Annotated in this window: 21 protein-coding genes, 1 tRNA gene and 1 pseudogene; 4 read left to right on the top strand and 19 right to left on the bottom strand. The window is 70.6% G+C overall.

The annotated features are described in order from the left end of the window. Window positions 1–98 precede the first annotated feature (98 nt). Entirely contained in the window at window positions 99–569 is a 471-nt protein-coding gene (locus OHS70_RS16930) for a potassium channel family protein (protein ID WP_328405676.1), read from the bottom strand. A gap of 192 nt (window positions 570–761) precedes the next feature. After that, window positions 762–2,114, bottom strand: a complete 1,353-nt coding sequence (locus OHS70_RS16925) for a chloride channel protein (RefSeq protein ID WP_328398359.1) — start codon at window positions 2,112–2,114, stop codon at window positions 762–764. 194 nt (window positions 2,115–2,308) lie between these two features. Here OHS70_RS16925 and OHS70_RS16920 point away from each other — a divergent pair, with 194 nt between their 5' ends. Then, window positions 2,309–2,806 (top strand): DUF7144 family membrane protein, encoded by a 498-nt coding sequence (locus tag OHS70_RS16920; RefSeq protein ID WP_328398357.1) that lies wholly within the window; start codon window positions 2,309–2,311, stop codon window positions 2,804–2,806. A 17-nt stretch (window positions 2,807–2,823) separates the two neighbouring features. Here the strand turns inward: OHS70_RS16920 and OHS70_RS16915 are convergent, their stop codons facing one another. The 5 genes and pseudogenes from OHS70_RS16915 to OHS70_RS16895 form a co-directional block, all read right to left on the bottom strand. Next, the gene (locus tag OHS70_RS16915) at window positions 2,824–3,270 is read right to left on the bottom strand and encodes an SRPBCC family protein (protein WP_328398355.1); all 447 of its coding nucleotides are present in this window, start codon (window positions 3,268–3,270) and stop codon (window positions 2,824–2,826) included. 119 nt (window positions 3,271–3,389) lie between these two features. Then, window positions 3,390–4,715 carry a PP2C family protein-serine/threonine phosphatase gene (locus OHS70_RS16910; RefSeq protein ID WP_328398353.1) on the bottom strand — a complete coding sequence of 442 codons (1,326 nt, stop codon included), beginning with the start codon at window positions 4,713–4,715 and terminating at the stop codon, window positions 3,390–3,392. Window positions 4,716–4,954: 239 nt separating this feature from the next. Further along, entirely contained in the window at window positions 4,955–5,296 is a 342-nt protein-coding gene (locus OHS70_RS16905) for a hypothetical protein (protein WP_328398351.1), read from the bottom strand. Between the two features lie 205 nt (window positions 5,297–5,501). After that, window positions 5,502–6,950, bottom strand: a complete 1,449-nt coding sequence (argG, locus tag OHS70_RS16900; protein WP_328398349.1) for an argininosuccinate synthase — start codon at window positions 6,948–6,950, stop codon at window positions 5,502–5,504. 298 nt (window positions 6,951–7,248) lie between these two features. Then, window positions 7,249–7,526, bottom strand: a pseudogene (locus OHS70_RS16895) (NUDIX domain-containing protein); the annotation flags it as partial. Between the two features lie 149 nt (window positions 7,527–7,675). On the opposite strand from OHS70_RS16895, the gene OHS70_RS16890 reads away from it, so the two are divergent. Continuing rightward, window positions 7,676–8,305, top strand: a complete 630-nt coding sequence (locus OHS70_RS16890; RefSeq protein ID WP_328398347.1) for a hypothetical protein — start codon at window positions 7,676–7,678, stop codon at window positions 8,303–8,305. A 195-nt stretch (window positions 8,306–8,500) separates the two neighbouring features. Here the strand turns inward: OHS70_RS16890 and OHS70_RS16885 are convergent, their stop codons facing one another. Together OHS70_RS16885 and OHS70_RS16880 are read right to left on the bottom strand one after the other, a co-directional pair. Further along, the gene (locus OHS70_RS16885) at window positions 8,501–8,986 is read right to left on the bottom strand and encodes a hypothetical protein (RefSeq protein ID WP_328398345.1); all 486 of its coding nucleotides are present in this window, start codon (window positions 8,984–8,986) and stop codon (window positions 8,501–8,503) included. 172 nt (window positions 8,987–9,158) lie between these two features. Further along, complete coding sequence (locus OHS70_RS16880) at window positions 9,159–9,827, bottom strand: ArsR/SmtB family transcription factor (protein WP_328398342.1); 669 nt, start codon at window positions 9,825–9,827, stop codon at window positions 9,159–9,161. Window positions 9,828–9,912: 85 nt separating this feature from the next. Between OHS70_RS16880 and OHS70_RS16875 the strand changes: the two genes are divergently transcribed. Both OHS70_RS16875 and OHS70_RS16870 read left to right on the top strand, forming a co-directional pair. Continuing rightward, a complete protein-coding gene (locus tag OHS70_RS16875) occupies window positions 9,913–11,277 on the top strand; it encodes an MBL fold metallo-hydrolase (RefSeq protein WP_328398340.1) in 1,365 nt (454 codons plus the stop codon). Then, window positions 11,274–12,569 carry an MFS transporter gene (locus tag OHS70_RS16870; RefSeq protein WP_328398338.1) on the top strand — a complete coding sequence of 432 codons (1,296 nt, stop codon included), beginning with the start codon at window positions 11,274–11,276 and terminating at the stop codon, window positions 12,567–12,569. The genes OHS70_RS16875 and OHS70_RS16870 overlap by 4 nt, the downstream gene beginning before the upstream one ends. Window positions 12,570–12,857: 288 nt before the next feature. On the opposite strand, the gene OHS70_RS16865 is transcribed toward OHS70_RS16870, so the two are convergent. From OHS70_RS16865 to OHS70_RS16820, 10 genes are all read right to left on the bottom strand, one after another. Then, window positions 12,858–12,931: transfer RNA gene (locus tag OHS70_RS16865), tRNA-Pro, on the bottom strand. Between the two features lie 96 nt (window positions 12,932–13,027). After that, window positions 13,028–13,966, bottom strand: a complete 939-nt coding sequence (locus OHS70_RS16860; protein ID WP_328398336.1) for a metallophosphoesterase — start codon at window positions 13,964–13,966, stop codon at window positions 13,028–13,030. 21 nt (window positions 13,967–13,987) lie between these two features. After that, window positions 13,988–15,256 (bottom strand): glycosyltransferase 87 family protein, encoded by a 1,269-nt coding sequence (locus OHS70_RS16855; RefSeq protein WP_328398334.1) that lies wholly within the window; start codon window positions 15,254–15,256, stop codon window positions 13,988–13,990. Further along, window positions 15,253–16,908, bottom strand: a complete 1,656-nt coding sequence (gene mptB / locus OHS70_RS16850; protein ID WP_328398332.1) for a polyprenol phosphomannose-dependent alpha 1,6 mannosyltransferase MptB — start codon at window positions 16,906–16,908, stop codon at window positions 15,253–15,255. Before mptB ends, OHS70_RS16855 begins: the two co-directional genes overlap by 4 nt. 492 nt (window positions 16,909–17,400) lie before the next feature. Continuing rightward, window positions 17,401–18,492, bottom strand: a complete 1,092-nt coding sequence (locus OHS70_RS16845; protein ID WP_328398330.1) for an ABC transporter ATP-binding protein — start codon at window positions 18,490–18,492, stop codon at window positions 17,401–17,403. 1 nt (window position 18,493) lies between these two features. Beyond that, window positions 18,494–20,020 carry an ABC transporter permease gene (locus OHS70_RS16840; protein ID WP_328398328.1) on the bottom strand — a complete coding sequence of 509 codons (1,527 nt, stop codon included), beginning with the start codon at window positions 20,018–20,020 and terminating at the stop codon, window positions 18,494–18,496. Between the two features lie 41 nt (window positions 20,021–20,061). Next, window positions 20,062–21,132, bottom strand: coding sequence for an iron ABC transporter substrate-binding protein (locus OHS70_RS16835; protein WP_328398326.1), 1,071 nt, complete (start codon window positions 21,130–21,132; stop codon window positions 20,062–20,064). Window positions 21,133–21,413: 281 nt separating this feature from the next. Then, window positions 21,414–21,893 (bottom strand): bacterioferritin, encoded by a 480-nt coding sequence (gene bfr / locus OHS70_RS16830; protein WP_328398324.1) that lies wholly within the window; start codon window positions 21,891–21,893, stop codon window positions 21,414–21,416. Window positions 21,894–21,969: 76 nt separating this feature from the next. Next, entirely contained in the window at window positions 21,970–22,155 is a 186-nt protein-coding gene (locus tag OHS70_RS16825) for a hypothetical protein (RefSeq protein WP_328398322.1), read from the bottom strand. After that, complete coding sequence (locus OHS70_RS16820) at window positions 22,152–22,658, bottom strand: hypothetical protein (RefSeq protein WP_328398320.1); 507 nt, start codon at window positions 22,656–22,658, stop codon at window positions 22,152–22,154. The genes OHS70_RS16825 and OHS70_RS16820 overlap by 4 nt, the downstream gene beginning before the upstream one ends. Window positions 22,659–22,799 lie beyond the last annotated feature (141 nt).

The following is a 22,799-nucleotide window of genomic DNA, read 5'->3' as shown; positions in this document are numbered from 1 at the left end:
GAAATCCCCTGCGCAATCCGGCGCGGGCCGCGCCATTTGACGATTCCTTTGCCCAACGGGGCAACGATCGACCTGCCACCGTGGTTCCCCGTCCGGCGTCAGGAACGCCCGTTCCGCCCAGCCCGCTCACTGAGCCGGGCGCGCATCTGCTGCGCAAGCGCGGTGGCGGCGGCCGTGAGGAAGACGAAGGAGTAGAGGATCTGCATCATCGTCACCACGCGTGAGATCTGGCCCGACGGCGTGATGTCGCCGTAGCCGACGGTCGCCAGCGTGACGATGGTGAAGTACAGCCCGTCGGTGCGCGTGTACAGCCCGTTGAACTGGCCGGGATGCGAGGCCAGGGCGTAGTACGTACTCGCGAACACCATCACGGTGAGACACATCAGCAGCGGAATGACCATGCCCGGACGGGTGTCGGGGCGTTCGAGCAGTACGTCGCTGACCTCCTTGAGCAGCAGGGCCGCGATGGTCACGAGCGCCAGGACGAAGAGCGTCCAGCTGAGGACGGGCCGGTCCGGTCCGAGCCTGTCGATGGGGAGCAGGTAGTACGCCGTGGTCATGGCGGCCATGAGGCCGAGGCCGAGCACCCAGCGTCCTGTTGTCCCGATCCGCAGCACCCAGCGCCCCACCGTCCCCGGGTCGGATCTGCGGTCCGCCACCTGTGCCTCCCGCCGGAGTACCGCGCTCTGCCGCCGCTGCTGTGGCCCTCCTACGATCGACCCACCCGGCCGCCGGCCGCCACCAGGCGGCGTCCGAACGGCTCACTCGTGGCCGATGGGCGGCTGCGATGCGGCCTCCGGACGTGTCGCCAGCTCTCTGACGATCAACGCCACCACGACACCGAGGACGATCAGCGGCATCTGGCTGTGGGCGTCGGAGCCCATCAGCAGCACCGTCAGGACGGCGCTGCTCACCGGCAGCCCGGTGACCGCTGCCGTCGCCGTCGCCGTGCCGATGGTGAAGCCGGCGGTGGTACCGAGTCCCGGGAGCCCCGAACAGGCGATGCCGACCGCGCTGCCGAGCATGAGGGCCGGGAAGATCGGGCCGCCGCGCAGGGCCCCCAGGCTGATCCCCCAGGCCAGGCCCTTGCATGCGACCAGGGCGACGAGCGCTCCGACGGACCAGGCGTGCGGATGCGCGGCGAGATCGGCGATGGTGGCCTGCCCGGACAGCGCCGCTTCCTCGGGGGAACGGCCGGTGATCAGGGCGTACGCGGCGATGCACACGCCGACCGCGAACGCGCACAGGACGGTGCGTACGGCGGTCTGCCGACCGGTCCATCCGGCGGTGAGACGCCCGAGCCGCCGGCCCATCGTGATGATCAGCGCGATCAGCACCGCCATGGGGATCCCCCACAGGAAGTCCCCCGCGTCCGGATTGGCGTCCGGCGGTACCTCGGGCAGCCTGAGGGCGCCGATCGACAGGCCCGTCCAGCTGCCGAAGCCGGTGAACACCAGCCCACCGACCCCGGAGGCGATCAGGCACGGCAGCACGAGGGCGACCAGTTGCGGCCCGCCCAGGCCGGCGGCCTCGATCACCAGCAGGACGGCGACGACCGGGCCGCCCAGGATCGTCGAAATGGCCGTGGTCGACCCGGCGGTCGCGAGGATCAGCGCGCTCTGAGGCTCCGCCGTCCGTTTCGCCGACCGCACGGCGAGCAGCGCGAGTCCGCTGCCCAAGGCCATCAGCGGCGCCTCGGGGCCGAGGACGACTCCCAGCGGAAGCGTCGCGAGCGCCGCCAGCGCGACGCCCGGCAGCGCGCTCGGACCGAGAGGCGGGCCGCCGATCCCCAGCACCGGCAGGTGCCCGCCCCCGCCCGGCAGCCGGGTGATGACGGGCGCGAGGATCAGCCCCGCCAGCAGCAGCGCGGGCAGCGGCCACCACCAGGGTGCCCGGCCGTACCCGAGATCCTCCGGGAGGGTGTGCCAGACCCAGTGCTGCAGCACGTGCTGCAGGCTCACGAAGAAGAAGGCGGCCAGCGCGACGGGCACGCCCACCAGGACGCACAGCACGAGCAGCCGTACGTAGCTGGAGGTGAGCAGCAGCCCCCGCAGGGTCGGTGGTCCGGCCTTGTCCGCCCCAGCCCCTGGTGCCTGGGCGGATGTGCCGGACATCGGGTCTCCTCTCATCTGACCGCCGTCAGTCAACGGCCCGCCGGGCTGCTCGCCGGCCGGACGCCGCCGGTCTCCGGCCTCTCGTCACCCGAACGGCCTACGTCACCTGGTGGGGGGCGGACCGCGGCCGGAGTCTCGGAACCAGGCAGTGCCGAGCGCCGGCCCTACGGCCGGCGGAGGAGAGGTGGCCGGACATGAGCAGCCAGGAATCGCAGAAGGCCATGGGCAACCCGTTGGCGGGCGGTCCCACCGGACAGACCAGCGGCCCCACGGGGACCACACGCCGAGCAGCACCTGACGGCAACAGCGGCTGGGTGAGCGGTGGCGTGGTGTTCGCCGGAGTCCTGATGCTCTGCAGCGGTGTGTTGGCCGCGATCCAGGGCATCGCGGCGATCGCCGAGGACGACGTGTACGCCCGCATCGGCGACTACGTGTTCAAGATGAACCTCACCGGGTGGGGCTGGCTCCATCTGATTCTCGGGATCATCGTCGCCGTGGTCGGCGGAGGGCTGCTGAGCAACCAGCCCTGGGCGCGGGTGGTCGGCATCGTCGTGGCGTCGCTGAGCCTCATCGCCCAGTTCCTGTTCCTGCCGTACCTGCCGATCTGGTCGGTGGTCGTGATGGCGATCGACGTGTTCATCATCTGGGCACTCGCGTCCTACCACGCCGGCAACCGCGCGGCCACGGCCTGAGCCCCGAGGGGCATTGCTCAAGAGGCCTCGACGGCAGCCTTGATGCGCCGCCCGAAGGCATCGGCGTCCTTGCGGGCGGCGCTCAGGGCGAGCCCGACGATGAGCTTGCCGATCCCGTGGCCCTCGAGAACGTTGTGGATACGGACCCGGGTCCTGCCGTCGGGCAGGGCCTCGAGGTCGTAGCCGCCTTCTCGCGCGGTCACGCTGTTCTTCGAGATCTCGTTCCAGCGGATCAGCCGCGGCGGCTCGAACGCGCTGATGCGGAACTCGCGCTTGGTCGTCATCCCGGCGTCCTTGACCGTGCTACGGAAGACGGTGCCCACCGTGGTCGGGCCGTCCGGTGTCCGGGTGATCTCCAGGACCCGGGGACTGAACTTCGGGTCGTTGCGGCCGTCGGCGAGAAAGGCGAACACCTCCTCGACGGGCCTGTCGATGTCGACCGTTGCCTCGAACTGTCCGGCCATGTCTGTGTCCGCTTCTCCGTCGGGGCGCCGCAGCGGCTGGGGTGCGTGCATCGTGTCAGAAAGGCGGACGGGGATCGGGCAAACCCGCCGCTGTCCGTCCTGGCGGGACGATGCTCCCGTCAGACGACCGGCCCTGACGCCTGCGGCCCCGATGCCTGCGGCCCTGCCGCATGCAGGTCGGGCCGCCTGCGGATACGTGCCGCGAGCACGGCGACGTCGTCCTCGGCGTGACGGACGTCGAGGTGCGTGAGCACCTCGCCGAGTATCTGCTCCGCCCCGGCCCCGGGAGGCACCCGGAGCCCGGCGAGCCGGGCCAGGGAGACATCGATGTCCTCATCACGCCGCTCGACCAGGCCGTCGGTGAACAGCAGCAGCGTCTCGTCGGGCGTGACGGTGCGGGTGGACAGCTCGTAGCCGCCGAGTCCCGTGCCCAGCGGGGGCCCCACCGGCACATCCAGGATCTCGGCGGTGCCGTCCGCCGAGAAGATCGCGGGGGGCAGATGGCCGGCGCTCGCGAAGGCCGCGACCTCGCGAGCCGGATCGACCCGTACGAGCAGACAGGTCGCGGGTCGCCGCTCTGCCTCCTCGGACACGGTGGTGTCCAGCTGGCGCAGGACCCGGTGGGGCTGCAGATCGGTGGAGGCGACATAGCGCAGCGCGGTGCGGTAGGCGTTCATGTCGACCGCGGCGTCCAGACCGTGGCCCATGACATCACCCATGACGAGCAGGGTGCGTCCGAAGTGCAGCCGGACCGTCTCGAACCAGTCGCCGCCGACCACGATGCTGCTGCTGCCGGAGGGCAGGTAGCGCGTGGCGATCTCCAGATTCGGGTGGGGCCGCCCGGGCTCGGCGAGCAGTGCACGCTGCAGCCGCAGCGCGGTGCGCCGGACCGTGGCATGGCGCCGGGCGTGTCCGATGTGCACGGAGGCCAGCTGCGCGGCGTGACGGACGACGGCCGCCTCGTGATCGCTGAAGCCGCTGCCGGCCCGGACCACGACGAGCACCCCGTACACACGGTCGCCGGTCAGCAGGGGTACCGATACGGCACCCAGCAGATGCTGCCCCGCCACCACCGACGTGCTGGTGACCGGCCCTCTCCGGTCCGGGGCCCGTACGGAACCGGATCCGGCGCTGCCCGAGCTCCGCGGCCGGGCATCCTCGGCGAACAGTGCCTCCAGGAGCTCGCGCCTGCCCGCCGTCGCAGCGCGGGTGAGGGCCGCCGGGGAGAAGGCGTCCACGGAAACCGCTTCCTCGCCGAGCAGATCCACGGCTGCGGCGTCACACAGGTCCGGGTGGAGAAATCCGACCAGCTGCTCGCAGGTGGTGCGCTCGTCGAGCGTGGTGCCGATCAGCTGTGATGCCCGCTCCATCGCCCGCAGCCGGGTGGCCAGGGCCTGCCCGACAGCGCTGTCCAGGTCTTCCTGCTCGCGCTGCACACCATCCATCACACGTCGCACCCCCACCCGCAGGCAACCCAAGTGAGACGCTCCGCCATGCGGGACCGCGGTCCGGTCGGGGCAAGGGCAGTGATCGCCCAGCCGGCCGTGGTCTCGACCTGGCAGGGGCATGAACCGTGGTGATGCCGCACGGCCCGGGTGGCCCGCGGCGGTCTCCGCAGGCCACCCGGGCACTCTCGGGGCCGGGACCCTCCGGTCCTCGGCTCGCAGGCGTTCCGGCCCAGGGGTCAGGCCTTGATGTTGACGACCTTCATGTTGTACGGGTAGCCGGAGGAGCCGCAGTTGAGCGTCGCCGCCTTCTCCATGCCACGCGTGCGGTAGCCGGGGGTGCCCTTGTAGGGGCCCCTGGCGCCGCCCGGCCCGCCGCACCAGGCCTCGATGTTCCAGGTGCCGTTGCCCGAGCGGCACATACCAACGGCCTGGTGGTCGTTGGTGTGCGACACCCATGCGGTGCAGCCGGTCGGGCCGACGGCGGCCTGCGCCGACGGCGCGATACCGAACGTCATGCCCGCGGCCAGCAGGCCTATCGCCGACGCGCTCGTGCCGAACTTCTTCAGTGTGCTGGTCATGCACGCTCCCCGTATCGAACGGATCTTTCAATACGCGAAGGTAGTCAGGAGCGATCATGGAGCGCGTCCTACCCAAAGACGAGCGGGATCGGACGTCAAGGAGTATTGACATTTCCCAACTTCCCGTCTAGTCCGGGTAGTTGTGAACCAGTGCGCGATTCTCGCCGTTCCGGTGTCGTCCGGCAGGAAGCTGTGGGCGATGTGTTCAGTCGGTGCCGAATTCCATCGCGGCGCGGTCGAGCATCTCCTCGTCGCCGGAGACCTCGCCGCGCGAGGCAATGGCCTCGGCACCGCCCTGCGGCATCGCGCCGATCAGTCCGGTCGAGGCCGCCTGGGCGGCACCGACGAGCGCGGCCTGGCCGGTGCCGACCATGCCGAGGCCCGCGTACTGCTCGAGCCTGGCGCGTGAGTCGGCGATGTCGAGGTTGCGCATGGTGAGCTGGCCGATCCGGTCCACAGGGCCGAACGCCGAGTCCTCGGTGCGCTCCATCGACAGCTTGTCCGGGTGGTAGCTGAAGGCCGGGCCGGTGGTGTCGAGGATCGAGTAGTCCTCACCGCGCCGCAGCCGCAGCGTGACCTCGCCGGTGACCGCTGAGCCGACCCAGCGCTGCAGCGACTCGCGCACCATCAGCGCCTGCGGGTCGAGCCAGCGGCCCTCGTACATCAGCCGGCCGAGGCGCCGTCCCTCGTTGTGGTACTGGGCGAGGGTGTCCTCGTTGTGGATCGCGTTGACGAGGCGTTCGTACGCCGCGTGAAGCAGTGCCATGCCGGGCGCCTCGTAGATGCCGCGGCTCTTCGCCTCGATGATCCGGTTCTCGATCTGGTCCGACATGCCCATGCCGTGGCGGCCGCCGATCGCGTTCGCCCCCATCACCAGGTCGACCGGGGAGGCGAACTCGTCGCCGTTGATCGTCACCGGGCGGCCCTGGTCGAAGCCGATCGTCACGTCCTCGGCGGGAATCTCCACCTCGGGGTCCCAGAACCGCACACCCATGATCGGGTCCACGGTCTCGACACCCGTGTCCAGGTGCTCCAGGGTCTTGGCCTCGTGGGTGGCGCCCCAGATGTTGGCGTCGGTCGAGTACGCCTTCTCGGTGCTGTCGCGGTAGGGCAGCCCGTGGGCGAGCAGCCACTCCGACATCTCCTTGCGGCCGCCGAGTTCGGAGACGAAGTCCGCGTCCAGCCAAGGCTTGTAGATGCGCAGGTGGGGGTTGGCGAGCAGGCCGTAGCGGTAGAACCGCTCGATGTCATTGCCCTTGAACGTCGAGCCGTCGCCCCAGATCTGTACGTCGTCCTCGAGCATCGCCCGAACCAGCAGGGTGCCGGTGACGGCACGGCCGAGCGGCGTGGTGTTGAAGTAGGCGCGCCCGCCCGAGCGGACGTGGAAGGCGCCGCAGGCGAGTGCGGCGAGGCCCTCCTCGACCAGGGCCGCCCGGCAGTCGACCAGGCGCGCGATCTCGGCGCCGTAGGTCTTTGCGCGGCCGGGCACCGAAGCGATGTCGGGCTCGTCGTACTGGCCGATGTCGGCGGTGTAGGTGCACGGGACGGCACCCTTGTCGCGCATCCATGCGACGGCGACCGAGGTGTCGAGGCCGCCGGAGAAGGCGATGCCGACGCGCTCGCCGGTGGGCAGTGAAGTGAGAACCTTGGACATAGAAAGAGTATGCATAACAATGCATGGCCATGCAACGCCTGAGCTCCTCCGTCCACCGGCCCGCGCGGGAGCCGGCGCAGACGCCTCGCGCCTCGGCCGCCCGGGGTGAACCGGCGTGGTGATCAGCACGCCGCCGGCGAGCGTGCCGATCGACAAGGCTCCCGCGGTGAGTGCCGAGACCGCGCGCCCCGCAGCTCATCGGCTGTGATGACCGGCTGGTGAGCGGTCATGGCCACGGTGCGTTGCTCCGGACGTGAGGTCCGTCTCCGTCCTGTGCATCGGGCAGGCGAACGGCTCAGACCTCGGCCGTCCGCTCGCGGATCTCTTCGGGCGTGAGCCGGCCAACTGCCGTGGACGCTGCTGACGTTCGTTCAACTCCGACTGAGGGCTTGCAGTGGAACACCGGGGTTGGATGCCTCGAGTGGAGTTCTGTGGACGCCGGTGAGCTCGTCGCCCTCGACGCGGATGCCGGTCTCTTCCCGAACCTCGAGGGCTGCATCTTCGTGCGGGCTTCAACGAGTTCGAGGACTCCGCCCGGCGCTCCCAGGTCCCGTTGCCCGCTCGGCGGATCGCCAGAGCCTCGGGTGACCTGGGCCGCGCAGGGCTACCTCCACGAGGGAGAGGGCAGAGTCGCCTGGAGCAGGTCACACCAATCGCTCCTCGAGTAAGGGCCGTTCGCTCGTAATCGGGTCGAGGATGCGCGCCCGCCCTGGCACGCTGGCGGGATGCTGCTCAAGCTGACGGGGTCCAGTTGTTCGGGTAAGACGACGCTTGCCTATGCGGCGGCCGACCGGCTTCGTCAGGTGGCTGTGCACGACTTCGATGAACTCGGGGTGCCGGCGGACGCCGATCTGCGCTGGCGCCATCGCATGACCGAGATGTGGGTGCGGCGCGCACTGGAGTATCAGGATCGTGGAATCGACCTCCTGCTCACCGGGCAGTCCCCGTTGGGCGAAGTCCTGGCCGCGCCTTCCGCGCCGCTGCTGGACGGCATCGCCGTGTGCCTGGTCGACGTGGCCGACGAGGCCCGGCGGGACCGGCTCACCCGACGGGATCCCGGCCGGTGGGACGCTCAGGCGGTGGACGCCTTCCTCGGCTGGGCCGCATGGCACCGCAAGCACGCCCTCGACCCCCGTCATCGGCCCGACGTCATCATGGAGGACAGCTGGCCAGACATGGTCTGGCAGCGCTGGAGCGGGTGGAATGCCGAGGCCCCCTGTTGGCGCACGCAACTGCTCGACACCACGGATCAGCCGGTCGCGGACTCCGTGGACCGGATCGAGCAGTGGATCGATGAGCAACGTTACGCGCACCGGTCCGGACGGCTTGCCCTGAGCCGCGGGTGGGCCGGCTGACTGGTCCGGCTGCGGGCGGAGAGCGTACGCCGAAACCCACTGGCGCCGGCTGTGCGGCCGGGGGGATCATCCGCGGTCATGGGTGTCGTGCTGGTTCTTGGGGTGTCCGGTTCGGGGAAGTCGACGCTCGCGGTCGAGCTCGGCAGGCGAGACACGGACTTGCACCATCCTCCGCACGCCCAGGTGCCGGTGTTGTTATGGGGTGTTGTCGGCGCAGACGGCGTAGGGGGTGGCGGTGATGTCTTGTGTGGTGGGGTTGGTGAGGGAGACTTGCCAGGTGTCGTTGACCGGTTTGCTGGTGAGGTTGCTGGGTGCGGGGCCGGTGAGTTCGAATCCGCCGCCGGTGATGACGCTGCCGACGGGGCAGGCAGCTGTCGAAGCGGGGACTACTGCGACAGCCACCCCGAAGGGCTGGGTCCCGACGGGGACGGTGGCGGTGACCGTGTTCGTGCCCGTGTCGATCACCGACACACTGCTCGCGCTTTGGTTGGTGACGTAGGCGAAGGTGCCGGGAGCGGCTGCTGCGGGCGTGGCCGCCGCGACCGGGAGGGCCAGGCCGGCCAGCACCACAGCCACCGCGGCAACGCGGGCCCGTACCCGTACCCACCACAAACCCTCACGCCTACGGCGCGGGACCGCAGCCGACTCCCGCGGCACCTCAGCGACGGCAACACCCGACATCAAAACCTCCTCAGCACACCGCACCGCACTACTCGATCCGACCCCGACCGGAATCCCTGACAGGAAAACGACACGACAATCCGCAACCGAACGGCACAGCTCGCCCACACCGCGGCATCGGCGAACCGTGCCGACGCTAACCCCGGCGAACAGCAGCGGGGCTGCGCGGGGATCATGCTGCGGCCCCGCTGTCGACGGGCATCTCGGCCAGTCGCCACTCCAGCATCCCGTCGGTCAGCCGGACCGCCTTGCGGCCGTGGGCGTGCAGCAGGCGCACGGCGTCGTGGGCCAGGACGCAGTAGGCCCCGCGGCAGTAGGCGACCACCTCGGCGCCGTCCGGCAACTCCGCGATCCGCTCGGCCAGTTCATCGAGCGGGATGGACAGGGCTCCGGGGATGTGCCCGGCGTCGTACTCCTCGGCCGGGCGGACGTCGAGGACGACGACTTCCCCCGCCTCGGCGCGGGCCAGCAGTTCTTCGCGGTCGACCTCCTCCGCGTCGTCGGTGCCGAGGTAGGCGGCACGGGCGGGCTCGACACCGGCCTGATGGGTCTGGGCGACCTGGCGCAGCAGGGCGTAAAGGGTGGCGACGTCGTCCCCGGCAAGGCGGTAGTGGATGCGTACGCCGTCGCGGCGGGTGGCCACGAGCCCGGCCTGCTTGAGGGTCTGCAGGTGGGCCGAGACGGTGGTCAGGTTCAGTCCGGCCGCCTTGGCGAGCGCGTCGACGGGACGCTCGCCCTGCGCCAGCAGATCGAGCAGCTCCAGGCGCTTTCCACTGCTCAACGCCTTGCCGGTCCGGGCGAAGGCGTCGTACAGCGCGGCTTTGCGCGCAGGATCTCCCATGGCATCCTCCATCATTCCATGGAATATTGTAGCTAAGGGTGGGCGCTGGAGCGACCTGCACCTTCCGTGACACCTGGAGGACCTGATGGGCTTCGCCGACGATCACCTGATGCCGCTGGTCGATGAGGGGCTGGGCAACAGCGCCTACCTCGTCGACCTCGGCGACGGACGGGCCCTGGCCGTGGACGCGAGCCGCGACCTGCGCGCCCTGCGGGCGGCCGCCGACCGGCGCGGCCTCACGGTCGCGTACGCCGCCGACACCCATCTGCACGCCGACTTCCTCTCCGGGGCCGTGCAGCTCGCGCACGACGACGGCGCCGCCGTGCTTGCCTCCGCCGCCGGCAACCGCGCCTTCGCACACACCGCGTTCGCCGATGGCGACGAGACCGACCTGGGCGGCCTCACCTTGCGGGCGCTGGCCACCCCCGGCCACACCGACGAGCACCTGTCCTTCCTCCTCCTGGACGGCTCCCGCGAGCTTGGAGTCTTCACCGGTGGTTCCCTGATCGTCGGCTCCGCCGCCCGCACCGACCTCCTCGGCGCCGACCGCGCCGAGGAGTTGGCCCGCGCCCAGTACCGCTCGCTGCGGCGTTTGGCCGATCTGCCGGACGCGACAGCCGTGTGGCCGACGCACGGCGCCGGGTCCTTCTGCTCCGCCCCGCCTGGTGCCGAGCGCACCACCACCATCGCCGCGCAGAAACGGGCCAACCCCCTGCTCGCCGCACCGGACGAAGACACCTTCGTACGGCAGCTGCTCGACAGCCTCGGCTCCTACCCCGCCTACTTCGACCGCCTGGGTGAGGCGAACCGTCTCGGCCCCGCCCTCCTTCGCTCGGCCCCCACTCTTGCCGCGCTCTCCCCAGACCAGGTGCGCCACCTGATCGGCGAGGGCGCCCAGATCATCGACGTCCGCCCCGTCGCAGAGTTCGCCGCCGGCCACATCCCCGGTGCCGTCTCCATCCCTTTGCGGGACCAGTTCGCCACCTGGCTGGGCTGGCTGCTGCCCGACGAAACCCCGCTCGTCTTCGTCACCCGCCCCGGCCAGGACCTGTCCGAACTCACCTGGCAGGCCCTGAAGATCGGCTACGAACGGCTGGCAGGACACCTCGATGGCGGCATGGCCGCCTGGACCGCAGGCAACAGGGCGCAGGAGCGCATCGAGCTGCTCACCGCCGACAAGATCGTTGAGCGCCCCGTGCTCGACATCCGCCAGCGGGCCGAGCACATCGCCGGACACATCCCCGGCGCGGTGCACATCGAACTCGGCGACCTCACCGAACGCAGCGCCGAGGCACCCCGGCGCCCCGTCGTGGCGTGCGGCCACGGTGAACGTGCCATGACGGCTGCAAGCCTCCTGCAGCGCGCCGGCCACAAGGATCTCGCTGTCCTCGACGGCGGGCCGGCCGACTGGTCCAAGGCCACCGGCCGTCTTCTGGAGGAGACCGCGTGACCGCCCACGCCACCGGCGAGCCCCGTCCCGCAATACGCCTCGGACTGCGGGCCAACCTGGCTCAGTTCACCCTGCTCGTCCTGATCAACGCCCTGGTCGGCGGTATGCTCGGCCAGGAACGCACCGTCCTGCCGCTGCTGGCCGACGACGTCTTCCACCTCTCCGCATACACCTCCGCCCTCACCTACATCGTGGCGTTCGGCGCGACGAAGGCCGTCACCAACTTCTTCGCCGGCACCTGGTCGGACCGCTTCGGCCGCAAACCGGTCCTGATCGCCGGATGGCTGATCGCCCTGCCCGTACCGGCGATGCTCGCCTGGGGCCCAACCTGGGGCTGGATCATCGCCGCCAACGTCCTGCTCGGCATCAACCAAGGCTTGACCTGGTCGACCACCGTCATCATGAAGATCGACCTGGTCGGCCCCGAACGGCGCGGTCTGGCCATGGGCTTCAACGAAGCCGCCGGCTACGTGGCCGTCGCCGCCACCGCCATGGCCACCGGCGCCATCGCCGACCATGCGGGACTTCGCCCCGAGCCCTTCCTCCTGGGAGCCGCCTACGTCGTCCTGGCCTTGGGCCTGTCCACTCTCGCCGTACGCGAGACCCGCGACCACGCCCGCTTCGAAGCCGCCCGCCACACCACCCCGGCGGGCAGCGCCCACGACGGTGACCTGACCACCGGCCAGATCGCACGGCTCACCAGCCTGCGCGACAAGGCCCTGTCCGCCGCCAGCCAGGCCGGCATGGTCAACAACCTCAACGACGCCCTCGCCTGGGGCATCTTCCCCCTCCTCTTCGCCACCCATGGCCTGTCCATCGCGCAGATCGGCATCCTCGCCGCCCTCTACCCCGCCGTCTGGGGCGCCGGCCAAATGCTCACCGGCTGGTGGTCCGACCACATCGGCCGCAAACACCTCATCACCGCCGGGATGCTGCTCCAAGCCGCCGCCATTGCCCTCGTCGCCGCCGGCACCACGTTCAGCGTATGGGCCACCGCCCAAGTCCTCCTCGGCATCGGCACCGCGCTCGTCTATCCCACCCTCCTCGCCGTCATCGGCGACGTCGCCCACCCCGCCTGGCGCGCCCGGGCCGTCGGCGTCTACCGGCTGTGGCGAGACGGCGGCTTCGCCGTCGGAGCCCTCCTCGCCGGCGTCCTCGCCGACGTCTACGGACTGACCACCGCGATCTGGGCCATCGCCGCCCTCACCGCCGCCTCCGGCCTGCTGGTGGCGGTCCGCATGTACGAGACACACCCCCGAGGAGGGCCCGGCCGAGGTGCCGATGCTCTCTAGTCCCGAACCTGCGAAGTCCGGGTCTAGTCGCGGCGCCGCTGTGGACGGCTACCGGTACCGCGCAAGGTGACGCCCTCTTTGAGCAGAGCGAGACGAATGGTGGCCGGACTGACCCCTTCTCGATTCGCGATGGTCTGAAGGGACAGCTGCTCGGTCTCGTACCAGAGGCGCCATCGATTGACCCGGGCAGCAGTGCCCTGCGTCTTCTGGAAGCGCGGAGGCCCCGAGGAACGGGTCAGGACCGGTTTCCCGTGAAGGAAAACCGGCCCTGACCTGGTGTTTCAGCTGTCGGGGTGGCGGGATTTGAACCCACGACCTCTTCGTCCCGAACGAAGCGCGCTGCCAAGCTGCGCTACACCCCGATGCCCCCGCTGTCGCGGCGACATCGATTACTTTAGCCCACCCGCGGCCGGAGACGAAATCCGGTTTTGCGAGGCCCAGCGGCCGGTCACGGCCGCTCAGTCGCGGGGGGTCAGCGTCAGCAGGGTTGCCTCCGGTGGGCAGGCGAAACGCACCGGCGTGTAGCGGTTCGTGCCGCAGCCCGCCGAGACGTGGAGGTACGACACGTTGCCGGCGGCCCAGTGGGTGGACAGGCCCTTCACACGTTCCGTGTCCAGGTCGCAGTTGGTGACCAGGGCGCCGTAGAAGGGGATGCAGAGCTGGCCGCCGTGGGTGTGGCCCGCCAGGATCAGCGGGTAGCCGTCCGCGGTGAAGGCGTCGAGCGTGCGCAGATACGGGGCGTGGACCACGGCCAGCGACAGGTCGGCGTCCTGTTCGGGGCCGCCCGCGACCTGCTCGTAGCGGTCGCGCCTGATGTGCGGGTCGTCGAGGCCGGTGAAGGCGATCTCGTAGCCGTCCAGCTTCAGCCGGCCGCGTGTGTTCGTCAGGTCGGTCCAGCCCGCCGCGTCGAACGCGTCACGCATCCCCTCCCACGGGTTGTGCACCACACCGACCGCCGGTGCGTTGCCGTTGAGGCCGTGGCGGCCCTGGGCCTTCTCGAGGAGATAGCGGGCCGGGTTGCGCAGCTTGGGGCCGTAGTAGTCGTTCGACCCGAAGACGTAGACGCCGGGGTACTCCATCAGCGGACCGAGCGCGTCCAGCACCTCCGGCACACCCTCCGGGTCGGAGAGGTTGTCGCCGGTGTTGACGACGAAGTCCGGGCGCAGACCCGCCAGCGACTGGAGCCATGCGCGCTTCTTGCGCTGGCCGCAGACCATGTGGATGTCGGAGACCTGCAGTACGCGCAGCGGTCGCATGCCCTGCGGCAGGACGGGGACGGTGATGCGCCGCAGGCGGAACGACCGGGCCTCGATCCCGGCGGCGTAGGCGATGCCGGCCGCGCCGACTGCCGTGATTCCTGCGGTGATTTTCAGGGGGAGCCCGTAGCGTGCGCGCATACGCCCATCGTTGCAGACCTGTCAGGGGCTGTGGACCGGTGGGACGTCGTCGGCTGCGGACGCGGGCGAGGGCAGCACCGGCAGAGTGAGCAGCAGGCCGAGCGAGATCCATACGTATGTGTTGCCGCCCACAAAACCCTCGATGCCGGACGAGTCCTTGCTCCACAGCCACACCACACTGCTGCACAGCACCACATAGAGGGTGACGCTCCACCGCAGCAGCCGGCGGCGGGCCGGGGAGCCGGCCGCCGAGCGCAGGCCCGCGTCGACGAGGATGGCGAGGGCCGGGACCAGCCAGACCAGGTGGTGCACCCAGGTGACCGGGCTGATCAGGCATGCGGTGATGCCTGTCAGCGCGAACCCGGCCGCGTCGTTGCCTGCCGCCACCGCCCCGCGGGCCCGCCACGCCCAGGCGCACAGCAGCACGATCACGCCGATCGCCCACACCGCACGGCTCGGGGCGGCGGGCTCGGTGATGCGGGCCAGGACGCCCTGCCAGGACTGGTTGGAGACATAGGCGAGCGACCCGACGCGGTCGGTGTTCCACATCGCCTCGGTCCAGTAGATACGGGAGGCGTCCGGCGCCGCCCACAGGGCGAACAGTGTGGCGGCGACCGCGGTGACCGTGGCGGTGACGGCGGCGCGGGTGCGGCGGGTGAGAAGCAGATAGCCGATGAAGATCGCCGGGGTGAGTTTGATCGCGGCGGCAAGGCCGATACCGATGCCCGCATACCGGGTGTACCGGGCGAATCGTGCGTGGCTGGTCGAGAGCAGCCTGGCGTCCGCGAGTACGAGCACCAGCAGCAGCAGATTCACCTGGCCGAAGCTGATGGTGTCGCGGACCGGTTCGAGCAGGGCGAGCAGACAGCCCGCGACGGCGAACGCGAACCACCTGTGCCTGCTGTGCCTGCGCAGCGTCGCCCCCGCCGACCAGTGCAGAATCGCCGCCGCCGCACCTGCGTTGAGCAGCACACTGATCGCGACCGCGCTGGGCCAGTCGACCAGCGTCATCGGAAGCATGGCCACAGCGGCGAACGGCGGATACGTGAAGCCGTAGTGCGTGCCGGGCACGAGGTAGTCGTAGATACGGCCGGTCCGGCTCCAGTGGTCGACCGTCCCGTAGTAGACGCCCAGGTCGAACCAGTCCCGGTGCAGCGGCACCGTCGCGAGGAACACGCCGACCACCGTCGCCAGCCCCGCCACCGTGAGCACGCGCCCGCGCGTGGTCGTCGGTCCTCGCCGGGCGAGCTGGGCGAGGGGCCGCAGCGTCGTCGGGGGTGGCTGGGTCATGCGGTACTCCCAAGGGGGCGGCGTGAGGAGCGTCGGACGATCCGGTGGGCGCACCACAGCGCTGCCACGGCGAGCAGCCCGCCCGATACGGCCTGCGTCAACTGCGCCCCGTCCGGGGCGAATCCACTGGGCAGCACGGCGAGGGCGAGTACGCCGCTGGCCGCGGCGGCAGAGCGGCGTACGGAACGGACCGGTCCTGCTGCGGCTATCAGGAACAGCCCCCACAGCACGTACCAGGGACGGATCGCGGGTCCGAGGAGCGCCACCGCCGTCAGGCTCAGGCCGAGCGCGTACACGGGGCGCAGCGCGTGGTGCCTGCGCCACGCGAGCAGGGTCGCGAGCGCGGTGGCGGCGAGACCGAGCAGATGCCAGGTGGGCGCGGCCAGGGGAGCAAGTGCGCTGCCCGCGTCCTTCAGGAGGGTGGTGGTCATCCGGCCGAGGGTGCTGGTGAGGGACCAGTTCCCGGGCGATACGGGGGTGTCGAGGGCGGACAGCCAGCCGTATCCCGTGCCGGTGAGGGCGGTCGTGGCCGTGGTGGTGGCGGCGCACACGCCGAGGACGGCGAGGCCGGCCGTCAGCCGAGGGAAGCGGGCCCGCAGCGTCAGCAGGGTCCGGGGCGTTCGCAGAGTCGTCGGCGCCGGCGGCATCCGCGAGGCCCGAACGGGCCGCAGCGGTGCAAGCCGTAGAAGTAGAAGTCGCAGAAGCCGCAGCAGGCGCCGGGCCGACAGCGTGCGCAGCGGCGGGCCGCTCAGCGCGCTACGCCGGTCTCGCGCAGATCCCGGCGTTGTGCGCGGCCAGGATGCGGGTACGCCCGCGGTGCCGATGCTCCGGGCCCAGATCAGCGCCACCGCCACCAGCCCCAGCGCCGCCGGCGCCTTCACCAGCGCCGCGAGGGTGACCAGCACGGTGGCGGGCACCGGCCGCCCGCCCAGTGCGGCCACCAGGCCGGTGCCCAGCAACCCGAGCATGACCGCGTCGTTGTGCGCGCCGGCCACCAGATGCAGCAGTACGAGCGGATTCAGCGCCCCGAGCCACAGTGCCGCCGCCGGGTCGGCCCCGCAGTGCCGGGCCAGCCGGGGCAGTGCGGCGGCCATCAGACCCAGTCCGAGCAGTGCGACAAGCCGCATGCCGAACACGCCCGTGGACATCTGCGCCCTGGTGACACCCGCAACGGCGGACGCGCAGGCGAGAAAGACCGGGCCGTACGGCGTCGGGGTGTCCCGCCACAGCGGCGCGACCTCGGCGGTGAGCGGGCCGCCGAGACGGGAGGGCCCGTACGCGTACACATCGAGCTGGGCGTCGACCATGGCGCCCTGCGCGACATAGCTGTACACGTCCCGGCTGAACAGCGGCGGGGCCACCACGAGCGGGGCCGCCCACAGGGCGAGGGTCAGCAGCAGGGTGCGGGGGGACGGGGGGCGCGGGCCGCGCACCGCCCGGCCCAGCATCCACCAGGCCGCTATCAGGAGTACGAGTCCGAAGTACACGCCGACCAGGCCCAGCGCCGCGCGCCCCGAGCCCGGGTCGAGCACCTCCCGCACCGGCAGCGCTCCGGCGCTCGCGCCGCCCGCGGCGAGTGCCGCGGAGCCCACCAGTCCCACCAGTTGGCAGTGGCGGGGCTCGACCGGCAGACGGAGGCGGATGGACGGCATCTGCGCAGGCTGTCAACGGGCGATGACCGGGAGGCGACGCGGCCGTCGCCGTACGGCGGCCGATGTATGTCCGCCGCCTTACCAAATGCGGATCCGGCAGAGCCGTACGTGGTCAGGGCGTTGTCCGTACGCCGTTCATCACACCCCCGCGCACCCGGAAACACGCGGGCGCGCTGCCTGCCGCACCTGACTCGCTGGGCCGCACGACCGTCCTCGTCGCCGCCGTGCTTCTCGCGACGATCACCCACAGGAGGCGCTGGTCTTCACGGAAGTGACGTTGTGTCTGCCCGGAGCACCCCGGCGGTCCTGTCGCGGGCGGCAGCCCTACGGAAGTTCGCAGGCATCCGGGGTCTGGCGCGCGCCGCGGGAGCAGTGCGGGGCACCAGGCGGCCGCGCTGTCCGCGCCATGGACGCGCGAGTCGGTGCAGGAGTTCCGTCATGACCGCCCCGGCGGCGCGGGTATCTGTTGCGCACATCGTCGAGTTCGGTGACTCATTCGGCCGAAGGCCGCCCGGATTGCCAGGACCGGTCATGGCAGTTGCGGGCCGGAAAGGCGCGGGCGGTGCCGCGGACGCGCACGCCGACCTCGTCGCCGACGGCGGGCGGGACCGTGGCCGGGTCGAAGATCCGGGCGGCCACCGGGGTGCCGTCGCCGAGCCGCATGCCGAGCATCGCGTCGTGGCCGTAGAAGTCGCGTTGTACGACCGTCGCGGTGACCGTGCCGGGAACCCCAGGCGGGGCGAGAGTGATCTGCTCGGGGCGCAGCAGTACGCGCATCGGGCCGACGGCCGGACCGCCGGCGACCAACGTCACCGGTACCGTGCCCAGCGGGGTGCGGGCCCGGGATCCGTCCACCGTGGCGGGCAGCCACACAGCCTCACCGACAAAGCCGGCCACCCACGGGTCCACCGGTGAGCCGTAGACGAGCTCCGGTGGTCCGCTCTGGACGATCCGGCCGTCCCGCATGACAGCGACCTCGTCGGCCATCGACAAGGCTTCCGCCTGGTCATGCGTGACCAGGACCGCTGTGGCGCCGTCGGCGCGCAGCGCCTGCCACACGTCCTGGCGCAGTTCGGCCCGGAGCCCGGCGTCGAGCGCGTTGAACGGCTCGTCGAGCAGCACGACCCGTGGCCGTGGCGCGAGTGCGCGGGCGACGGCGACGCGCTGCTGCTGACCGCCGGAGAGGCGGTGCGGCATCCGGTCCTGGAGGCCGGCCAGGCCCACGAGGTTCAGCACGGCGTCGGCCCGCCCGGCGCGCCGGGCGGCCCGGTCGAGTCCGTAGGCCACGTTGTCGCGGACGGACAGATGCGGGAAGAGGGCACCCTCCTGGGGGACCACCGCGATCCGCCGCCGCTCGGGCGGAGTCGCAGCGTCCGGGGCGGCGACACGGTGGCCTCCGACGTGGATCTCGCCCACGTCCAATGTCTCGAAGCCGGCGATGCAGCGCAGCAGGGTCGTCTTGCCCGAGCCGGAGGGGCCGAGCACGGCGATCAGCATTCCGGAGCGCACGGTGAGGTTCACACCGGTCAGCGCGTGGACGCGTCCATAGGCTTTGCGGACGTCGACCATACGCAGCTCCGCCATGTCAGCTGCCTCCTCCCCGGGTGAGGACGCCGGTGCGCGCCGACAACCACCAGGCGGGTACGGCGGAGACGAGCACCAGCAGGGCCGCGTAGGGCGCGGCTGCGGCGTACGCGGCGACCGACGTCCGGGTCCACAGCTCGGTGGCGAGTGTGTCCATTCCGGTCGGGCGCAGCAGCAGCGTGGCGGGCAGCTCCTTCATGCAGGTGAGGAAGACCAGGACCAGCCCGGCGCCGATGCCCGGTGCGGCCAGCGGCATGGTCACCGTGCGCAGTACGTACAACCGGCGGCGGCCGAGCGAGCGGGCCACCTCCTCCAGGGCGGGCGGTGCCTGCACTGCGGCACTGCCGACCGCGGCGACCGCGAGCGGCAGGAAGAGTGCCGCGTACGCCAGCGCGAGGAGCCACACGCTCTGGTAGAGCGGGTACACCACGTTGATCCCGAAGAAGACGAGCGAAAGCCCGATGACGACGCCCGGCAGTGCGTGCGACACATAGGCCAGACGGTCCAGGGCGACGGCGACCAGCCCGGGCGCGCGGGCGGTCAGCAGCCCCAGTGGCAGCGCCAGCAGCATGGTCAGGCCCGCGCCGGCCAGGGCGAACCACAGCGAGTTGCCCGCCGCTGCGGCGATCCCGCCCGTCGATCCGGGCCGCGAGACGCCCTCACCGGACCACCGCAGCAGGCTTGCCGCCGGGACCCCCAGCGCCAGTGCCGCCACGCCGGTGAGCCCCAGCACGGCAGTCCAACGCAACCGCCCCAGCCGCAGCTGCACGGGGGGCCGTCCCCCTCCGCCGCCGAGCCGCGCATAGCGGGCCCCGTGGCGCCGGGTCAGCTGCTCGCCCATCAGGATGAGCGCGGTGAGCGCACACAGAGCGGTGGCGAGGACCAGCGCGCCGGTGCGGTCGTATCCCAGGGTGATCGAGGCGAAGACGGCCCGCGTGAGGACGTCCACCCGTACCAGGGATACGGCACCGAAGTCGGAGAGCACGTAGAGAGCGACGAGCAGCGCACCCGCCGTGATCGCCGGCCGCACCTGACGCATGGTCACGCCGGTGAACGTGCGCCACGGCCCGCGCCCGAGCGACCGCGCGACCTCTTCCTGCGCCGGGTCCGCGCCCGACAGCGCGGCCGCGACGGGCAGGTAGACGTACGGGTACGAGCACAGCGTCAGTACCAGCGCGGCCGGCCAGAAACCCTCGAATCCACTGACCGTGGAGACCCAGGCGAACCCGGCGACATAGGTGGGCACGGCGAGTGGCAGGGTGGCGAGCACCCCGAAGAGCCGTCGCCCGGGCAGGTCGGTCCGGGTGACGAGGAACGCCGAGGCCACGCCGACCACCGTGCATCCTGCGGTGACCACGGCCGCCAGCGCCATGCTCCGGGCGGCGAGTTCCGCCGTGCGTGCCGTGAACAGTTCGTCGGCGATCCGGTCCCAGCCCGCTTGGCCGACTCGAGCGCCCAGGTAGGCCAGGGGGATGAGGGCGACGCCTGCCGCGAGGGACGCAGCGACTGCCAGCGCCGGGCGCGGCACGAGCCGCCGCACCCCACGGAGGGCGAGGGTCGGCGTGGTACTCAGGCCAGCCCCGAATCCTTGATCATTTTGATCGTGGTCTCCAGATCGGCGAGATCGTCGAGGTCGATGTCCGGCGCCGCGAGGGAGGACAGTTCGGGCAGGCCGGGTGCGGTGTCGACGCCGGCCACCAGCGGATACTCGTAGGTCTCTTCCGCGAAGTAGGTCTGCGCCCCGGTGCCCAGCAGGTAGTCGACGAATTCCCGCGCGTCGGGGTCGTCGCCGGCCTTCTTCAGCACGCCGACCCCGGAGACATTGACCAGGGAGCCGATGTCTTTGTCGGGGAAGAAGTGGTTCTGCGCCTTGAGGTCATCGACGCTGGTGCCCTTTTCCTTGGCCAGCTCGTACACGTAGTAGTGGTTGACCAGCCCGGCGGCGAGCGTGCCCTTGTCGACATCGGCGACGATCGGCGCGTTTCCTTCCCTGATCTGCGCGTCGTTGGCCTTCAGTCCGTCGAGGAAGTCCTGTGTCCTCTCGTCGCCGTACTTCACTCGCATCGCGGTGATGAAGGCCTGGAACGAGCCGTTGGTCGGCGCGATGCCGACCTTGCCCTTCCATTCGGGCTCGGTCACCTCGAACACCGACTTCGGCAGGTCGGCCCGGGGAACCTCGTCCACGTTGTAGACCATCACGCGCGCGCGGCCGGTCACCCCGACCCACTGCCCGCCCTCGGCCCGGTAGGCCGATGGCACCTTGTCCAGGACCTGGTCGGGCAGCGTCGCGAACAGCCCGTGCTCGGTCACGGCTCCCAGTGCCCCGGCGTCCTGCGCCAGAAAGACGTCCGCCGGGCTCCGGCCGCCCTCTTCCTGCAGTTGGGCGGCCATTTGCGCGGTCTCGCCGTACCGCACGTCGACAGTGATACCGCTGGCCTTCTCGAAGTCCTCGATCACCGGCTTGACGAGTTCCTCGCTCCGCCCGCTGTACACGGTGATCTTCTTGTCGGCGCGCGGGGTGGCCGTCGGCTGCTCGCTCCCGTCGGCTTCCTCGCCGCATCCCGCGGTGCCCAGGGCCAGCAGACCGACGCTCGCCGACGCCAGCACGAGCCTCACCCTCATACCGGGCGTACGTACCATCCCCACTCCTCCGTTGCCGGCGGGCCGGTCTTCAGGCGGGCGACCCGACCGATGTTAGGTCAGGCTAACCTCGCTTAAGTCAGGCTAACCTAAGACAAAGGGGATGTGCGAGATTTGCCGGTTGACCGGGTGGTGTCACCGCTGGTCCGACCCGAGCGGCAAGGGCGCGCAGAGCTACGGGGTCTTGGAGGGCGCACCTGCGACATGGCACCGAGACGTGCGGCCGGCACTCGCGAGTGGACGTACCCGGGCTGCCCTGCGCAGGTCGGGGGCGCGGCGAGTCAGCCCTCCGGCTGCTCGATCAACTGGGCGAGGTAGAGCGGCTCGCCCAGTTTCTCGATCAGGTCCAGCTGGGTGTCGAGGTAGTCGATGTGGTCTTCCTCGTCGGCGAGAATCGACTCGAAGAGGTTCGCCGAGGTGATGTCACCCTTGGCCCGCATGACCTCGACGCCGCGCTTGAGGCGGTCGATCGCTTCGACCTCGACCTCGCGGTCCGCCTGGAGCATCTCGGTCACTGCCTGGCCCACCCGCACATGGAAGAGCCGCTGGTAGTTCGGCAGGCCGTCCAGCAGGAGAATCCGGTCGGTCAGGATCTCGGCGTGCTTCATCTCGTCGAACGACTCGTGCCGGGTGTGCGCTGCAAGCCTGGTCCAGCCGAAGCTCTCCTGCATCTTGGCGTGCAGGAAGTACTGATTGATCGCGGTCAGCTCGGCGGTCAGCTGCTCGTTGAGGAACTCCAAGATTTCGGGGTCGCCCTGCATGGTTCGCCTCCCACGTTCCTGGCCGGGTGGCACAGAGAGGCGCCGCACCGGCGGCTGCATACCTATAGGCATGGTTTCACCAGACGCGCCCCTCATCCAGGAAGGTCATGCTTACCTGTCTTTCATCCGATATGTGCAGCAGTCCTCTTTTGAGGCAGCGCGCCTCGATGATGTCCACCCGCCCGAAGCCGAAGTACCTGCCCTTCGTGCCCGGTTCGTCGATGATCACGGCGTTGAGCAGGAACCGCAGGACGGCGTTCATGCGAGTGCGGTGGGTTCCTCGCGCCGATCGAGGTCCACGGCTATGGCTGTGGTCGTCTCGCCGTCGAGGTGCCGGGAGAAAATCTCGCGCACGATCTCGGCCTCTGCGGCAATGATGGCTGTGCCGCTCCTGTCGTAGCCGTACCGCCGCTTGCGGGTGTGCGGCTTGCCGTCCTGGGCGCGGTCGGTCAGTGCGTCTTTGAGTCGTCGGGAGGTGTCGTCGCTGGACCTGCAAGCGTGCGCATCCTCGATGCGCAGAAAGAACCGGTCGTCGGGGTCGGCAAGATCCCGTTGGTTCGCCTGGCCGTGCAGGGTGGCGGATGTCTTCGGACCGCGCGGCATCGAGCAGGGCGTTGCACCCCTTCCGCTGCCTGTTGCGCTGCCACGCCGACCGGTCTTGTCCACGAAGACCAGGCGCTGATCGACCGTCACACCGAGCCGCTGCGCGATGTCAGTGCAGATACGCTCTTGTCGGCCGACACCGGTTTGATCGTCGTCGTTCACGTGCGACATCCGGCAGTAGATCGCCGCCGCGGTTCCCCTGTCCAGTCGGTACGACTGCGCTTGTCTCGCTGAGACCCGGCAATCCGGGCCGGCCTGCGGAGCCGTTCCGAGTAATTGTTGACCTGCGAATACTCGTTGACC

This window comes from Streptomyces sp. NBC_00390 (assembly GCF_036057275.1).
Lineage (GTDB): Bacteria > Actinomycetota > Actinomycetes > Streptomycetales > Streptomycetaceae > Streptomyces.
This window is presented reverse-complemented; position numbering and strand designations above follow the sequence as displayed.

Coding starts and splice junctions, on each gene's coding strand:
- OHS70_RS16825 (WP_328398322.1), bottom strand. CDS start 22,155: ATGAACGCCGTCCTGCGGTTCCTGCTCAACGCCGTGATCATCGACGAA.
- OHS70_RS16890 (WP_328398347.1), top strand. CDS start 7,676: ATGCTGCTCAAGCTGACGGGGTCCAGTTGTTCGGGTAAGACGACGCTT.
- OHS70_RS16905 (WP_328398351.1), bottom strand. CDS start 5,296: ATGACCAGCACACTGAAGAAGTTCGGCACGAGCGCGTCGGCGATAGGC.
- OHS70_RS16835 (WP_328398326.1), bottom strand. CDS start 21,132: ATGGTACGTACGCCCGGTATGAGGGTGAGGCTCGTGCTGGCGTCGGCG.
- OHS70_RS16915 (WP_328398355.1), bottom strand. CDS start 3,270: ATGGCCGGACAGTTCGAGGCAACGGTCGACATCGACAGGCCCGTCGAG.
- mptB (WP_328398332.1), bottom strand. CDS start 16,908: ATGCCGTCCATCCGCCTCCGTCTGCCGGTCGAGCCCCGCCACTGCCAA.
- OHS70_RS16885 (WP_328398345.1), bottom strand. CDS start 8,986: ATGTCGGGTGTTGCCGTCGCTGAGGTGCCGCGGGAGTCGGCTGCGGTC.
- OHS70_RS16920 (WP_328398357.1), top strand. CDS start 2,309: ATGAGCAGCCAGGAATCGCAGAAGGCCATGGGCAACCCGTTGGCGGGC.
- OHS70_RS16855 (WP_328398334.1), bottom strand. CDS start 15,256: ATGACCCAGCCACCCCCGACGACGCTGCGGCCCCTCGCCCAGCTCGCC.
- argG (WP_328398349.1), bottom strand. CDS start 6,950: ATGTCCAAGGTTCTCACTTCACTGCCCACCGGCGAGCGCGTCGGCATC.
- OHS70_RS16925 (WP_328398359.1), bottom strand. CDS start 2,114: ATGTCCGGCACATCCGCCCAGGCACCAGGGGCTGGGGCGGACAAGGCC.
- OHS70_RS16860 (WP_328398336.1), bottom strand. CDS start 13,966: ATGCGCGCACGCTACGGGCTCCCCCTGAAAATCACCGCAGGAATCACG.
- bfr (WP_328398324.1), bottom strand. CDS start 21,893: ATGCAGGGCGACCCCGAAATCTTGGAGTTCCTCAACGAGCAGCTGACC.
- OHS70_RS16930 (WP_328405676.1), bottom strand. CDS start 569: ATGGCCGCCATGACCACGGCGTACTACCTGCTCCCCATCGACAGGCTC.
- OHS70_RS16880 (WP_328398342.1), bottom strand. CDS start 9,827: ATGGGAGATCCTGCGCGCAAAGCCGCGCTGTACGACGCCTTCGCCCGG.
- OHS70_RS16875 (WP_328398340.1), top strand. CDS start 9,913: ATGGGCTTCGCCGACGATCACCTGATGCCGCTGGTCGATGAGGGGCTG.
- OHS70_RS16845 (WP_328398330.1), bottom strand. CDS start 18,492: ATGGCGGAGCTGCGTATGGTCGACGTCCGCAAAGCCTATGGACGCGTC.
- OHS70_RS16910 (WP_328398353.1), bottom strand. CDS start 4,715: ATGGATGGTGTGCAGCGCGAGCAGGAAGACCTGGACAGCGCTGTCGGG.